Below are 15072 nucleotides of genomic sequence, written 5' to 3'. Positions count from 1 at the left end.
TCAGAGGTAGCAGCTAAGCATGTCCGACCAGGCCACGATCGTCGCCGTCTCCAACCAGCAGCCGGCCGCGTTTGCGACAGCCTTGGCGGAGAGCAACATCTTCCCGGTGGTCGATGCGACATGGGCCGAGGCGCTGGATGCGGTGGCCCGGGTGCAGCCGGCCGCCGTGATAGTGTCAGCCTCCGCTGACGACATGCCGACCTTCCAGGCGCTGGCCAAGCGGCTTGGCGCCAAGCAACCTTACGTGCCGCTGATTGCGATCGATCCCGCCACGGACCTGCCCGGCCATGCGATCCCGCTCACGCAGACCTCCGGCAATTTCGATCGACTCAGCGCGCGGCTGCGCAACGCGCTGCGCGTGCGCACGCTGCATGCCACGGTCATGCGGCGCCTGACCGCGGAGAATCTGCATCGCATGTCCCTGCAGTCGGACCCGCTGGACGATGCGACGGTGATGCTGATCGGCCGCGGTGGTGGTTATGCCGCGCTGTCGGTTGCGCTCGGCGAACGCGTCGGCGTGGTCGGCGCGCTCAGCATCGAGGCTGCCGCCAAGCATCTCAATGCGCGCGATCTCGACGGCATCGTCATCGGCGAAGGCTTCAGCACACGCGTTGTTGACGCGTTTCTCACTGTCCTCACCGAGGACGCACGCTTCCGCAATCTGCCCGCTGTCGTCACCGTGCCCGGCCTGACGCCGAGCTACGATCTTGCCAATCTCGAAATGGTCGTCGGAGACGCCGACGCCGTCGCAGCCACGGCGCTGCCGCTGCTACGCCAGCATGCTTTTGAAGCACGTCTCGGCCGCACCTTGAAGTCGATCGAATCCGACGGGCTGCTCGATCCCGCTACCGGCCTGCTCACGACGGCAGCCTTCGAACGCGACATCGCGACCGCTGTCTATCACACCCAGACCCGCGGCGGCGGATTGTCGATGGCCAGGTTCTCGTTCGACAACATCCCGCTGCGCGCGCAGCGCGACGCTGCGCGGATCATCAGCCGGCTGATGCGGCGGATGGACTTCGGCACGCTGCAGAACGACGGCTCCATCGTGGTCGCCTTCGCCGAAACCGACCAGCGCAACGCCCATATGATCGCCAGGCGCCTCTCCAGCGTGATGAAGCACACCATGCACGGACCCAAGCGCGATGCGCGCAACGATCCCCACGTCACGGTGATCACGATGGAGCCAACGGATACCGCGAAGTCGCTGCTGGCGCGCCTGCATGGCGAGGACGCGCAGCGCGCAGCGTCTTAGTTCCAGAAATAAAATCAGGAACGAAGTACAGAACATCGCATTGTAGGTGCATCTGCAATGGAGACAACGATAATGAAAAAGCTCGCACTGATCACCGCTTCCCTCGCCCTCCTCGCCACGCCGGTTCTCGCGCAGTCGACAGTTACGACGGGTGCTGCGCCCGCCGAGGCAAAGTTTTCGACCGTCTCCAAGGAGGAGATGTTCTCGTCCAAGCTCAAGGGCCTGAACATCACCAACCAGAAAGATGAAACGATCGGCGAGATCAGCGATCTCGCAATCAAGAATAATCAGGTCGACGCGCTGATCCTGTCGGTCGGCGGCTTCCTGGGCATGGGCGAACACTACGTCGCAGTCTCGCCGGCTTCGGTGAAGGTGAGCCTGAACAAGGACAACAAGTGGGTGGCGTCGATGAACACCACCAAGGAGGCCCTGAAGGCCGCTCCGGAATTCAAGTATCCGAAGTAAGCACATCAGTCGTTGAACGAACGGTCGTCGGCAGCAATGCCGGCGGCCGGTTGTGTTTGAATGCTAGTGAAATATTCCATCATGGCTGGGCTTGTCCCGGCCATCCACGACTTATCTGCGCATATGGCCAAGACGTGGATGCCCGGGTCAAGCCCGGGCATGACGAGTTCTAACCGCGAACTAAGCCGCCTTCTTGCTTTCCGCGAGCCCTGCCAGCGCGCGCAGGATTTCCGTTGCGCCTTCGAGACGTTCTTCCGGTGTTCCCCAATCCTGCAGGAACACCACCTTCATGTCCGGACGAACCTTGGCGGCCTGGCCATACTGCTTGATGAAGAACACCAGTCTGTCCGGCTGCGCGAACGAGTTGTCGCGGAACGAGATGACAACGCCCTTCGGACCGGCATCGACCTTCTCGACATTGGCGCGGCGGCAATAGGCCTTGATGGCAGCGATCTTGAACAGATAGCGGACCTCGTCCGGCAGCACGCCGAAACGGTCGCGCAATTCGGCGGCGAAGGCAGCGATCTCGTCATCGGTCTCGAGATCGGCGAGCCGACGATACAGCGACAGACGGACCGCAAGATCGGCGACGAAATCGTCGGGGATCATCACCGGCATGCCGAGCGTGATGGTCGGCGACCACCTGTCGGCGATCGGCTCGGAGATACCCGACTTGAGCGCCAGGATCGCCTCTTCCAGCATCGACTGATAGAGCTCGAAGCCGACTTCCTTGATGTGGCCGGACTGTTCTTCGCCGAGCAGATTGCCGGCGCCGCGGATATCCAGATCGTGCGAGGCGAGCTGGAAGCCCGCGCCTAGGTTCTCCAGCGACTGCAGCACTTTCAAACGGCGCTCCGCCTGCCCGGTGATCTTGTGGGTCGACGGCAGCGTGAACAGCGCATAGGCGCGCAGCTTCGAGCGGCCGACACGGCCACGCAGCTGATAGAGTTGCGCCAGGCCGAACATGTCGGCGCGGTGAATGATCAGCGTGTTGGCGTTGGGAATATCGAGACCCGACTCCACGATCGTGGTGGACAGCAGGATGTCGTATTTGCCGTCATAGAAGGCCGACATGATGTCCTCGATAACCGTCGGCGCCATCTGGCCATGAGCCACGGCGACCTTCATCTCCGGCACGTGCTTGTCGAGGAAGTCCTTCACCTCGGCGAGGTCGTCGATCCGCGGCACCACATAGAATGCCTGCCCGCCGCGATAGCGCTCACGCAGCAGCGCCTCGCGGATCATCAAGGGATCATGCGGCGCCACGAAAGTGCGCACGGCGAGACGATCGACCGGTGCCGAAGCGATGATCGACAGATCGCGCACGCCGGTGAGTGCGAGTTGCAGCGTGCGCGGGATCGGCGTCGCGGACAGCGTCAGCACATGGACATTGGCGCGGAGCTGCTTCAGCCGCTCCTTATGCGTCACGCCAAAGTGCTGCTCCTCGTCGACCACGACGAGACCGAGGTCCTTGAACTTGATCGACTTGCCGAGCAGCGCATGGGTGCCGACGACGATGTCGATGGAGCCGTCCGCAAGGCCCTTCTTGGTCGCCGTCAGTTCTTTCGGCGCGACCAGCCTTGAGGCCTGCGCGACATTCACCGGAAAGCCCTTGAAGCGCTCGGTGAAGTTCTTGGCGTGCTGACGCGCCAGCAGCGTGGTTGGCACCACGACGGCGACCTGCTTGCCTTCCATGGCGACGGCGAATGTGGCGCGCATGGCCACTTCCGTTTTGCCGAAGCCGACATCGCCGCAGATCAAGCGATCCATCGGCTTGCCATGTTCGAGATCGTGCAGCGCGGCGTTGATCGCGGTCTGCTGGTCCTCGGTTTCCTCATAGGGGAAGCGCGCGCAGAATTCGTCATACTGCTCGCGCGGTACGACGATCCGCTCGGTCTCGCGCAGATGCCGTTCGGCAGCGATCTTGATGAGTTCGCCGGCAATTTCCTGAATGCGGTTCTTGAGCTTGGCCTTGCGGGCCTGCCAGCCGGAACCGCCGAGCTTGTCGAGCTCGACATTGGCCGCGTCGGAGCCATAGCGCGACAGCAGTTCGATATTCTCGACGGGGAGAAACAGCTTGGTCTCGTTGGCATAGCGCAGTTCAAGACAGTCATGCGGTGCGCCGCCGACCTGCAACGTCTGCAGCCCGACGAAACGGCCGATGCCGTGCTCCACATGGACCACGATGTCACCGGCAGCGAGACTCGTCACTTCCGAGATGAAATTGTCGAGCTTGCGGCTCGCTTTGCGCGGCCGCACCAGACGGTCGCCGAGGATGTCCTGTTCGCTGATGACCGCGATCTGGTCGGTCTCGAAACCGGATTCCATGCCGACCACGGCCAGCATGGTCTCGTTGCGCGGCGTCGCCTGCACCGCGCGCCAGGAATTCACCATCTGCTGGTTGAGCAGCTTGTGGTCCTTCAGCATGCTGGCCATGCGGTCGCGCGAGCCTTCGCTCCACAGCGCGACAACGACCTTCTTGCGCTCCACCTGCAGCGCCTGGATATGAGCTACCACGCGCTCGAACACATTCACATTGGCGTCGGCGCGCTCCGGCGCGAAATTGCGGCCTGCCCGTGCGCCCGCGTCGACCACGCCCGGCGTGCCGTCCGGCACGGCGAACGGCGACAACCGCGCCATTGCGAGATCTTCCAGCCGTTTGTGCCACTCGCTGTCGGTCAGATAGAGCCGGTCCGGCGGCAGCGGCTTGTAGATCGCGCCGCCGCCCGGCGTGCCCATGACCTCGCGGCGCGCCTCGTAATAATCGCCGATCTGCTTGAAGCGTTCGGTCGCTGCATCTTCGCCCTGCGGCTCGATGGCAACCGGCGTGCCCGGCAGATAATCGAACAGCGTGTCCATGCGGTCCTGGAACAGCGGCAGCCAGTGCTCCATGCCGGGATGACGGCGGCCTTCGCTGACCGCTTCATAGAGTTGGTCGTCGCGCTCCGGCGCGCCGAATTGCGCGACATAGCCCATGCGGAAGCGGCGGATGGTTTCGGTGATGAGCTGGAATTCCGACACCGGCACCAGATCCAGCGCGCGCATATCCATCAGCGTGCGTTGCGTCTCGGCATCGAAGGCCCGGATCGATTCCAGGCTGTCGCCGAAGAAGTCGAACCGCACGGGCTGGTCGAGGCCCGCCGGAAACAGATCGAGGATGCCGCCGCGCACGGCATATTCGCCGGGCTCGCGCACCGTACCAGAGCGGGTGTAGCCGTTGTGTTCGAGCCAGGCGACAATGGAGTCCATCGGCACCACATGGCCGGGCGCAACCGACAGCGCCTGCGCCGCCACGATCTCGCGGGCCGGCACGCGCTGGACGACGGCATTGACCGTGGTCAGCACGATCATCGGCTTGTCGCTGCCGGTGAGGCGCGACAGCCGCGCCAGCGTGGTCATGCGATGCGCGAGAATGCCGCCATGGGGCGAGACGCGGTCGTAGGGCTGGCAGTCCCAGGCCGGGAATTGCAGCACCGGCAGATCCGGCGCGAAGAATTCCAGCGCGCGCGCGAGCTGCTGCATCCGCGGACCGTCACGGCAGATCACGGTCAGGCTCACCGCCGGCGGCTTCGGCTTGGCCGCAACCGCGCGTGCCAGATCGGCAACGATCAGGCCTTCGGCGCCCTCGGCGACATTGGCAAAGGTCAGCGCACGGCCGGGCGCAAGCTGTGCGGCCGGCGAGGCAACGGGGGATTTCATAGAGGCTTGTCCAGATTCCGGAACAGCTTGATGCGCTCGAACAGCGGCGTGCGGTACTGCTCGTCCAGTTGGGTATCGCCGACAAAGGCCGGATAAAGCTCGGGGTCTTCGAGGCCGATCAGGTCTTCGAGCTGCTTGAGTTCGAGGTCCGCCAGAATGCCGATCTCGGCATCCGCGAAGCGCCCCAGAATGAGATCCATCTCGCGCGTGCCGCGGTGCCAGCAGCGGAACAGCAGCCGCTTGCGGCGGTCATCCAGGCCATTGCTCGATCGTGTCGTTCCCGTCATCTGTCCATCCCGCCCAAAGCCCGCAAACGCAGAAAGCCCGGACGTGCCGGGCAAGCTCATATAGCCTCCGCTTCCGCCCCTGTCAGCACCTCATAACGCATTGCTTTCGCCTTGAAATGCATCCAACTCTCGCAAATACCGTGGGTGTCCTGCTGAAACCCGAGTCCTTTTGCTGAAACCCAAGTCCTGAGTCGTTTGATGCGCCCTGAAGTGCTCAATCCCCTGTTCGTCCCGGTCACCAGCATGTCCGGCATCGGGCCGAAGCAGGACAAGCTGCTGCGCTTCCTGCTGGACCGCAGCGAGACTCCGCGCATCGTCGACCTGCTGCTGCATCTGCCGGTCAGCGTGATCGACCGCCGCGACAGGCCGAAGATCAACGAGGCCGGGATCGGCGCCATGGTGACCCTCGAAGTCACCGTCGACCGCCATCGCGAGCCGCCGCCCGGGCGCTCCCGCGCGCCGCATCTGGTCTATGCCCACGACGACACCGGCACAGTGATCCTGACCTATTTCCGGACGTATCCGGGCCAGATCGAGAAGCTGCTGCCGGTCGGCGAGAAGCGCTACGTCTCCGGCACGACGCAGCTGTTCGATGGCATGCTGCAGATCACCCATCCCGACCGCGTGGTCGACGAGGAAGGCTTCGCCAAACTCACGGGCATCGACGCGGTCTATCCGCTGACCCAGGGCCTCGCGATCACCTCGCTGCGCAAGGCCATCGCGCAGGCGCTGACCAAGCTGCCGGCGCTGCCGGAATGGATCAGCCCCGAAGTGATCCGGCGCTGCAAGTTCCCGTCGCTGGCGGAGGCGTTGCAGCGCGTCCATATCCCGGTCGAGATCACTGACGTCCTGCCGGAAGGGCCGTTCTGGTCGCGTCTCGCTTTCGATGAATTGCTCGCCGGCCAACTGGCACTGGCGCTGGTGCGCGCGCAGCTCCGTCGTCCCGCCGGCGATCGCAATGCTGGCGATGGCCACATCCGCCGCAAGATCATCGACGCCCTGCCCTATGCGCTGACGCAATCGCAGCAGCAGGCGACCGCAGCCATTGCCGATGATCTCACCAAGCCGCTGCGCATGCTGCGGCTGCTGCAAGGTGATGTCGGCTCGGGCAAGACCGTCGTGGCGCTGCTTGCCGCTGCGGCCGCCGCCGAGGTCGGCAAGCAGACAGCCTTGATGGCGCCGACGGAAATTCTCGCGCGCCAGCACATCAAGACCATCACGCCGCTGGCCGAGCGTGCAGGTCTGCGCGTTGCCATCCTGACGGGCCGCGAGAAAGGCCGCGAGCGCAAGGATATCCTGGCGCGGCTCGCCAGCGGCGAGATCGACTTCATCGTCGGCACCCACGCGCTCATTCAGGACGACGTGGAATTCAAGGCGCTGGCGCTTGCCGTCGTCGACGAGCAGCACCGGTTCGGCGTCCGTGAACGTCTCACGCTCACCAACAAGGGCAGCGCGGTCGATGTCCTCGTGCTGTCGGCAACGCCGATACCGCGCACGCTGGTGCTGACTTACTTTGGCGACATGGACATCTCAGAACTGCGCGAAAAGCCTGCCGGCCGCCAGCCGATCGAGACCCGCACCATGTCGGCGAGCCGGCTGCAGGAAGTCATCGACGGCATCGGCCGCGCGGTGGACAACGGCAAGTTGATCTACTGGATCGTGCCGCTGGTCGAAGAGTCCGAGATGGACGGCCCGAAACTCACCAATGCGGAAGAGCGCTTTGAAAGCCTGCAGCAGCGGTTCGGCGACAAAGTTGGTATCGTGCATGGCCGGATGAAGGGGGCGGAGAAGGACGCGGCGATGGCACGCTTCGCTGCCGGCGAGACGCAGATCCTGGTCGCGACGACCGTCGTCGAAGTCGGCGTCGACGTCCCCGCCGCCACCATCATGGTGATCGAGAATGCCGAGCGCTTCGGCCTCGCGCAGTTGCATCAGCTCCGCGGCCGTATCGGGCGCGGCTCGGAGGCATCGACCTGTCTCCTGCTCTATCGCGAACCGCTTGGCGAAATCGCCACCAAACGCCTCAAGGTGATCAAGGATTCGACTGACGGATTCCGGATCGCCGAGGAAGACCTCAAGCTGCGCGGCGAAGGCGACGTGCTCGGCACGCGTCAATCAGGCATGCCCGGCTTCCGCATCGCCCGCTCGGAAGTTCACGCGCAGCTCATCACGCAGGCCCGCGACGAGGCGCTGCGGATCCTGCAGGACAATCCGAAACTGACAGGCGAGCGCGGCGAGGCGCTGCGCTGCCTGCTGTATCTCTATGAACGCGACGAGGCGATCCCGCTGATCGGTGCCGGATAGCCTCCGGAAATCCCAAAGTGTCCATCGTCATTCCGGGGCGCACGAAGCGGCGCAGCAGCGTAGTGCGAACCCGGAATCTCGAAGTGTTTGGCACGATAGGAGACTCCCGTGCTGAGATTCCGGGTTCGCCTGCGCGAAGGCGCGCGCCCGCGCCCCGGAATGACAGTGTGGGGCGGGAAGACAGCGCCTAAACATTTTTTCCTATCTGCCGTTGACAACATCTTCATCAGGTTTATATTCCCCTTCATCCTGCCCCACCGAGAGGGGCGATCGCGATCGTCACGTTCGCGGGGTGGGATGCGGTGGACGCCGGAGATGCGGCGTCACGCGGTTTGGGGGTGACGTCCGTCTTCGGGCAGGACGGATCTGCGCCAGCACTGCCACTGGCAAGGAGACAGCCGGCCTTCGGATGGAAAGCCCCCCCTGGACAGTGTGACGGACGACCAAATCAAAACGCGTTCGGCTTACTCGCTTGAGGCACCCTGTCCCTCCGCCCTGGGACTGTAATTTTGGTGATGGGATCGTCGCCATGGCGAAGCGCAAGCAACCGAAAAAACACCGTATGCGGAACGCTGGGCACTTGCTCGGCGCCTCCGAAAGTCCTGATGCACTCTCAATTGCGGAAGACCGCATTCGCATCAGGCCCAAGGGTGCAACGGGCACCCGGCGTTCCGCACGCCCTCTCAAGGGAGGGTAGGAATGCAAGCAACGACGGCGCCCCCGCGCCGCAAACAACAGGGGGCGATGACGCATGTCTGAAGAGCAGCAGCTGTTTGACAGTTGAATCTGAAATAACGTGACGCGCGCACGCTCAAACCAGACGCCGTCATGCCCGGCGCATGCCGGGTATCCACGCCTTGGCCGCGGAGAAAGGCGTGGATGGCCGGAACATCTAGCGAAGCTCGCTTCGCGCCATCCGGCCATGACGAGTGAGAGCGTTACGAGGCATCGATTGATAGGTTTCGCGAACACGCTCATCCCATCAACAAAGCCGTGGTGCCTCAATCCACCTGTGCTGGCTGCTTCGCTGGCGGAGCATTCGCGATACCCGCTGCCGTTGCCATCTGCGCCAATGCTGCGATCTTCTTCTGCGAATCTGAACCCGGCTGTACGACGCCCGCCGACATGATCAGCGTCGCGGCATCCTCGGCGGACATGTCGATGTCGATGATCTTGCTCTTCGGGACATAGAAGAAGAATCCCGTCGTCGGATTCGGCGCGCAGGGCAGGAACACCGAGATGTGTTCCTCCTGCCCCGGCAGGCTCTTCGCCACTTCGGTGCTTGGTGGTTGCGAGATCAGCACGATCGACCACATGCCGGGCGACGGGAATTCGACGAGACCGACTTTACGGAAACTCGATCCCGAACCCGAGAACAGCGTCTCGAACACCTGCTTCAGCCCGCGATAGATCGCGCGCACCACCGGCATGCGGCCGAGCAGGTTCTCGCCGAGATCGACCAGGGAGCGGCCGATCAGGTTGGCGGTGAGGAAACCCAGCAGGGTCAGCGCCACAAAAGCGACGATCAGGCCGGAACCCGGAATGCCGTAAGGCAGGTATTGTTCGGGCCGATAGGCCTCCGGTACCAGCGGCCGCACGATCGCATCGACCCAGGTGACGAACCACCAGGTCAGGTAAAAGGTAATCGCGACCGGACCGGCGACGATCAGGCCGGTGAGGAAATAGTTGCGGATCCGGGCCATGAAACCGCGCGGCGCCTCGGGCGGCGGGTCGCCAACGGGCGGGGTCAACGGCAAATCGGGGCGTTCCATCAGCGTTTCAAATCCATCTGGCGCGGCGCGCGAAACCGCGCCGTCAGTCCTTATGGGTATCCTAGCAGGATTTCGCCAGTGCGGGGGAAGCCACTTGGCGGCGCCAGGCGGCCAAACCGGCCGCCTGCGACAATCTTGCCGCTTCGCCGGCCTATTCCACCGTGACCGACTTCGCCAGATTGCGGGGCTGGTCGACGTCAGTGCCCATCACCACGGCGGTGTGATAGGCGAGCAACTGCACCGGCACGGCATAGACCAGCGGCGTGAATGCAGCGTCCATGTCCGGCATCACAATGGTCACCATGGAGTCCACGGTGGCCTCCTCGGCGCCCTTGGCATCGGTCATCAGAATGATGTTGCCGCCGCGCGCTGCGACCTCCTGCATGTTCGACACGGTCTTGTCGAACACCCGGTCATAGGGCGCGATCACGACCACCGGCATGGTCTCGTCGATCAGCGCGATCGGGCCGTGTTTGAGTTCGCCGGCAGCGTAACCCTCAGCATGGATGTAGGAGATTTCCTTCAGCTTCAGCGCGCCCTCCAGCGCCAGCGGATAGCTGGTGCCGCGGCCGAGATAAAGCACGTCCTTCGACCTGGCGATGTCGCGCGCCAGCTTCTCGATCGCAGCTTCGTGCGTCAGCGCGTCGGTCATCAGACGGGGGACCTTGACGAGACCGTGAACCAGTTTGGCTTCGTCGGCGTCGGACAGCTCGCCGCGGGCCTTGCCGGCTGCGATCGCAAGCGTCGCCAGCGCCATCAGCTGGCAGGTGAAAGCCTTGGTAGAAGCCACGCCGATTTCCGGACCAGCCAGCGTCGGCATCACAGTCTCGCTCTCGCGTGCAATGGTCGAGGTCGTGACGTTGACGACAGCGAGCGTGTGCATGCCCTGCTCTTTGGCGTAACGCAGCGCTGCCAGCGTATCGGCCGTCTCGCCGGACTGTGAGATGAAGATCGCCAGATCGCCCTCGCGTACCGGGGCTTCGCGATAGCGGAATTCGGAGGCCACATCGACTTCGACCGGCACGCGCGCAAAGCGTTCGAACCAGTATTTAGCGATAAAACCCGCGTAGCTCGCAGTGCCGCAGGCGGTGATCGAAATGCGCTGGATGTCCTTGAAGTCGAACGGCAGCGTCATCGGCAGCGCAACGCGCTCGTTCGCCAGATCGACATAACGCGCCAGCGTGTGACCGACGACTTCGGGTTGCTCGTGAATTTCCTTGGCCATGAAGTGGCGATAGTTGGCCTTATCGACCATGAAGGCCGACGCGCCGGATTTCAGCACGTCGCGCTTCACGACCTTGCCGGATTCATCGTGGATCTCGCAGCCCTTGCGGGTCAGCACCACCCAGTCACCGTCTTCGAGATAGCTGATGTCGTCGGTGAACGGCGCCAGCGCAATCGCGTCGGAGCCAAGATACATCTCGCCGTCACCATAGCCGACTGCAAGCGGCGAGCCCTTACGGGCGCCGATCATCAGGTTGTCGTGATCCTTGAACACGAAAGCCAATGCGAACGCGCCCTTGAGCCGTGGCAGCGCCTGCTTCACAGCTTCGACCGGCGATGCACCCTTCTGCAGATAGGAACTGACGAGATGCGCGACGACTTCGGTGTCGGTCTCGCTCGCGAATTTGGCGCCGCCCTTTTCGAGCTCGAGGCGCAATTCGCGGAAATTCTCGATGATGCCGTTATGCACGACCGCGACGCCTTCGGCGGCGTGCGGATGCGCGTTGGCTTCGGTCGGCTTGCCATGCGTCGCCCAGCGCGTGTGACCGATGCCGATATGACCTGCCAGCGGCGACTTGCCGAGCTTGGCTTCGAGATTCTTCAGCTTGCCTTCGGCGCGGCGGCGATCGATATGCGCGCCTTCCAGCGTGGCAACGCCTGCTGAATCGTAGCCGCGATATTCGAGGCGCTTCAGCGAGTCCACGATCTGGTCAGCAACCGGACCACGTCCCAAAATTCCGACGATGCCGCACATGCGGGGTTATCTCTCCAAGTGGTATCAAATTGCCCAGAAATACTGGAACTCTCTTAGCGAGAATCGCAAATCGACTGTTACTCAATAATTATTGCCGATTGAGACAAGTTACCGCGGTTGTAGGGGCATTTTGCGCGACGCGTTTAACAAACCATCAACGTGTTTGCGGAAGCATCTACGCCTGACCGGAGTAGACGTCCATGTGGGAGGAGCGAGACCCCAGAGCCCCCCGATCGATCGCCGGATCACGGCTGCGTCATGTCGAGATGTCGCAGAGCAAACTGGCGCATTGGCCGCCGCCGCAGCGTGATATTGCGGTGAAACCGCATGTCGCCGAGCCCCATACGCCGCAGGAAGAAATTGTCGCCAAGCGTCCGATCCGCCGTGGCTGGCACCTGAAGACCCCGGTGACCTGACGTCATCGCGAACACCGCGCGCTCACTTCGGCTTCTTGTTCGCCGCGTTCTTGTCGCGGAAGCGCTTGCCCCAGCCTTCCTTCATCGACACTTCGTTGCGCTCTACCGCAAGCGCATCGTCCGGCACATCGCGGGTGATCACTGAGCCCGAACCGATGTAAGCGCCGGCCCCGATCTTCACCGGTGCGACCAGCGACGAATTCGAACCGACAAAGGCGCCGGCGCCGATGACCGTCTTGTGCTTGTTGAAACCATCGTAATTGCAGGTGATGGTGCCCGCGCCAATATTGGCGCCGGCGCCGATATGCGTATCGCCGACATAGGTCAGGTGGTTGACCTTCACGCCCGCTTCCAGAATGGCCGCCTTGGCTTCAACGAAGTTGCCAATGCGCGCGCCCTCGCCGACCGACGTTCCCGGCCGGATGCGTGCGTAAGGACCGATAGAGGCCTTCTTGCCGATGGCCGCCTGCACGATGTGCGAGAAGGCGTGGATGACGGCACCGTCGGCGATACTGACGCCGGGCCCGATCACGACATACTGCTCGATGGTGACGTCGTTACCAAACGTCGTATCGGCCGCGAGATGCACGGTTTCCGGCGCGACGATGGTCACGCCCGCGTCGAGCGCGGCCTTGCGCAGCCTTGCCTGCATGATCGCTTCGGCTTCCGCGAGCTGCGCCTTGGTGTTGATGCCGCGGACTTCATCCTCACTGGTCTCGATCACGCTCGCCCGCAAGCCCATGCTGCGCACGATCTCGACGGCATCGGTGAGATAGTATTCGCCCTTGCTGTTGGACGTGCCGATCTGCTCGATGATTGTGAGCGCGGTCTTGCCGGCGAATGCCATCACTCCGGCATTGCAGAGATCCACCTCGCGTTCGGCCGGTGTGGCATCCGCATGTTCACGGATCGCGACGAGCTGATCGCCTTCGACCAGAAGTCGGCCATAACCGGTCGGATCGGCCGCGCGAAAGCCGAGCACGGTGAGCGCAGCGCCTGCCGCCAAGGGCGCACGCAAACGCTCGAACGTCTCGGCCGAAATCAGCGGCGTGTCGCCAAAGGCGATCAGCAGATCGTCCGCGCCCTTTGCAATGGCGTCCTTTGCCGCCAGCACGGCATGGGCGGTGCCAAGACGCTCGTGCTGAACGAATGTTGCGGCATCGGGCCGCACCCGCCTGGCTTCATCCGCCACGTCTTGACGATCGGGACCGACAACGACGGCGAGTGCAGAGCCTGCGCCATGAGGCGCTGCCGCGAGCACATGGCCCAGCAGCGACTGGCTGGCGACCTGATGCAGTACTTTCGGCGTCGAGGACCGCATCCGCGTTCCCTCGCCGGCCGCGAGCACGATGGTGAGGCTGGTTCTGCCCGTCATCCGAATCCCCGTTGTGGCGGCGCTCATGCGCCGCGGCCGTCTTAAATGGTTTTGGGCCAATCTGGAAACCGGTTTGGTTCGCCGTGTGGCCCGACAACCTCAGGTTCCCGCCGGTTTCCTGATAATGTTGAACTGTGATTCGCAGGGGCGATGGGGCGACGCAGACGTCGAATGGCGGATAAGCACGACAAGTGGGCCGATACTCTCTCAGCCGAGCATAGCGGCTGGCTGACCGGATTTCTGGCTGAGGAAGACAAGGTCGACCGCCGCATGATGTGGCGGCTGGGTTCCTGGAGCGTTGCCGCCGTGAGCGCGGTGGTGGTTGCCATTCTGGCCAGCCAGTCGCAGGTCCAGTTGCGCCGCGATCAGGTCGCCACATCCGATACCTTCGCGCGGCAGGCCCAGCAGATCCAGCTCGTCGCCAAAGAGACCCAGGCCGAGGCCCGGCGCCTGACGCTGGCCATCGACACGCTGAACAGCGATCGCGACCGGCTCTATGCCCGCGTCACCTCGGTCGAACAGGGGCTGGATTCAGTCACCGGTTCGATCAAGCGCCAGACCATTCCAACGCCGACAGCCGCCACAACCACGCCAGCACCGCAGCCATCTGCCACCGCATCCGTCGTTGCCCCGCCGGCGGCCACCGAGCCAAAGCCGGCGGCAGAGCTTCCGAGCATTCCGTCGACGCCGGTCATCGGTCCCGTGGCTGCCATCGCGCCGCCTGCCGAAACGACACCCGCCAAACCGGCGCGAGCAGCGGCTTCATCGACAATCAATCCACCAGCCTCTGCGCCGCTCGTTGCATGGAAATCGATGACGGCACCGCCCGATGCTGCGGCCGCCAAATTGAGCGAACCGCCGCCTGCCGTTGAACCTTCTCCGGCGGCCCCGGAGATCACTGCATCGGTCCAACCTGCCGCGCCCGAGCCCGCCCCTGCAGTCGTCGAGGCCGTGGCGACGCCAGTCGCCCGGACTGAGTTCGGCGTCGATATCGGCGGCGCTAACTCGGTGGACGGCCTGCGCGCGATCTGGCGCGGCATGTCCAAGTCTCGCGCGCTGAACGGACTGCGCCCGATCATGATGGTGAAGGAGCGCCCGACCGGACTCGGCATGCAACTGCGCCTGGTCGCCGGCCCACTCACCGATGCTGCAGCTGCCGCGAAGATCTGCGCCGCGCTGACCGAGAGCAGCCGGCCCTGCGAGACGTCGATCTTCGACGGTCAGCGCCTTGCTATGAAGGCCGAGACGGCGCCCGCGGAAGTTGCGCCTGCACCAGCCAGACCGGCGCCACGCAGGCGCGCCGCGCCGAAGCCACAGGAACGCACCGAACAAGCGCTGCCGCCCAAGCCCGTTGAAGAAGTTGCGCCGCCGAAGCCGCAATCGTCGCTGACCTCGTTCCTGGGTCTGCGTTAAGGATCAAAAGATCAGATTTTCAATCTCTTGGCGTGCGCGGCTAAAGTGTTATCTAGGTCCGATCTCTCACCGCGACCGCATGCCGGGTTGTTCCGCACCGCGTTTTGA

At 63.7% G+C, this 15072-nt stretch carries 10 protein-coding genes; 5 read left to right on the top strand and 5 right to left on the bottom strand.

The annotated features are described in order from the left end of the window. Window positions 1-19 precede the first annotated feature (19 nt). Both SFY93_RS18225 and SFY93_RS18220 read left to right on the top strand, forming a co-directional pair. Complete coding sequence (locus tag SFY93_RS18225) at window positions 20-1255, top strand: GGDEF domain-containing protein (protein ID WP_320444097.1); 1236 nt, start codon at window positions 20-22, stop codon at window positions 1253-1255. 72 nt (window positions 1256-1327) lie between these two features. Beyond that, a complete protein-coding gene (locus tag SFY93_RS18220; RefSeq protein WP_093758623.1) occupies window positions 1328-1720 on the top strand; it encodes a PRC-barrel domain-containing protein in 393 nt (130 codons plus the stop codon). 180 nt (window positions 1721-1900) lie between these two features. On the opposite strand, the gene mfd is transcribed toward SFY93_RS18220, so the two are convergent. Together mfd and SFY93_RS18210 are read right to left on the bottom strand one after the other, a co-directional pair. Next, the gene (gene mfd / locus SFY93_RS18215) at window positions 1901-5419 is read right to left on the bottom strand and encodes a transcription-repair coupling factor (RefSeq protein ID WP_320444096.1); all 3519 of its coding nucleotides are present in this window, start codon (window positions 5417-5419) and stop codon (window positions 1901-1903) included. Then, the gene (locus SFY93_RS18210; RefSeq protein ID WP_089264393.1) at window positions 5416-5706 is read right to left on the bottom strand and encodes an FAD assembly factor SdhE; all 291 of its coding nucleotides are present in this window, start codon (window positions 5704-5706) and stop codon (window positions 5416-5418) included. The genes mfd and SFY93_RS18210 overlap by 4 nt, the downstream gene beginning before the upstream one ends. Window positions 5707-5904: 198 nt before the next feature. Here SFY93_RS18210 and recG point away from each other — a divergent pair, with 198 nt between their 5' ends. Next, window positions 5905-8010, top strand: coding sequence for an ATP-dependent DNA helicase RecG (gene recG, locus SFY93_RS18205; protein ID WP_320444095.1), 2106 nt, complete (start codon window positions 5905-5907; stop codon window positions 8008-8010). 1001 nt (window positions 8011-9011) lie between these two features. On the opposite strand, the gene SFY93_RS18200 is transcribed toward recG, so the two are convergent. Together SFY93_RS18200 and glmS are read right to left on the bottom strand one after the other, a co-directional pair. After that, complete coding sequence (locus tag SFY93_RS18200) at window positions 9012-9785, bottom strand: DUF502 domain-containing protein (protein WP_374725664.1); 774 nt, start codon at window positions 9783-9785, stop codon at window positions 9012-9014. A 148-nt stretch (window positions 9786-9933) separates the two neighbouring features. Beyond that, window positions 9934-11760 (bottom strand): glutamine--fructose-6-phosphate transaminase (isomerizing), encoded by a 1827-nt coding sequence (gene glmS, locus SFY93_RS18195; protein ID WP_320444094.1) that lies wholly within the window; start codon window positions 11758-11760, stop codon window positions 9934-9936. 266 nt (window positions 11761-12026) lie between these two features. Between glmS and SFY93_RS18190 the strand changes: the two genes are divergently transcribed. Next, a complete protein-coding gene (locus tag SFY93_RS18190; RefSeq protein WP_158550328.1) occupies window positions 12027-12176 on the top strand; it encodes a hypothetical protein in 150 nt (49 codons plus the stop codon). A gap of 22 nt (window positions 12177-12198) precedes the next feature. Here SFY93_RS18190 and glmU read toward each other — a convergent pair whose 3' ends face one another. Beyond that, entirely contained in the window at window positions 12199-13551 is a 1353-nt protein-coding gene (gene glmU / locus SFY93_RS18185; protein ID WP_320444093.1) for a bifunctional UDP-N-acetylglucosamine diphosphorylase/glucosamine-1-phosphate N-acetyltransferase GlmU, read from the bottom strand. 171 nt (window positions 13552-13722) lie between these two features. Between glmU and SFY93_RS18180 the strand changes: the two genes are divergently transcribed. After that, window positions 13723-14964 (top strand): hypothetical protein, encoded by a 1242-nt coding sequence (locus SFY93_RS18180; protein ID WP_320444092.1) that lies wholly within the window; start codon window positions 13723-13725, stop codon window positions 14962-14964. The last annotated feature ends 108 nt before the right edge of the window (window positions 14965-15072 follow it).

This window comes from Tardiphaga sp. 42S5, assembly GCF_034044155.1.
Classification (GTDB): domain Bacteria; phylum Pseudomonadota; class Alphaproteobacteria; order Rhizobiales; family Xanthobacteraceae; genus Tardiphaga; species Tardiphaga robiniae.
The sequence above is the reverse complement of the archived record's forward strand: the minus strand, read 5'-3'. Positions and strand labels throughout refer to the sequence as shown.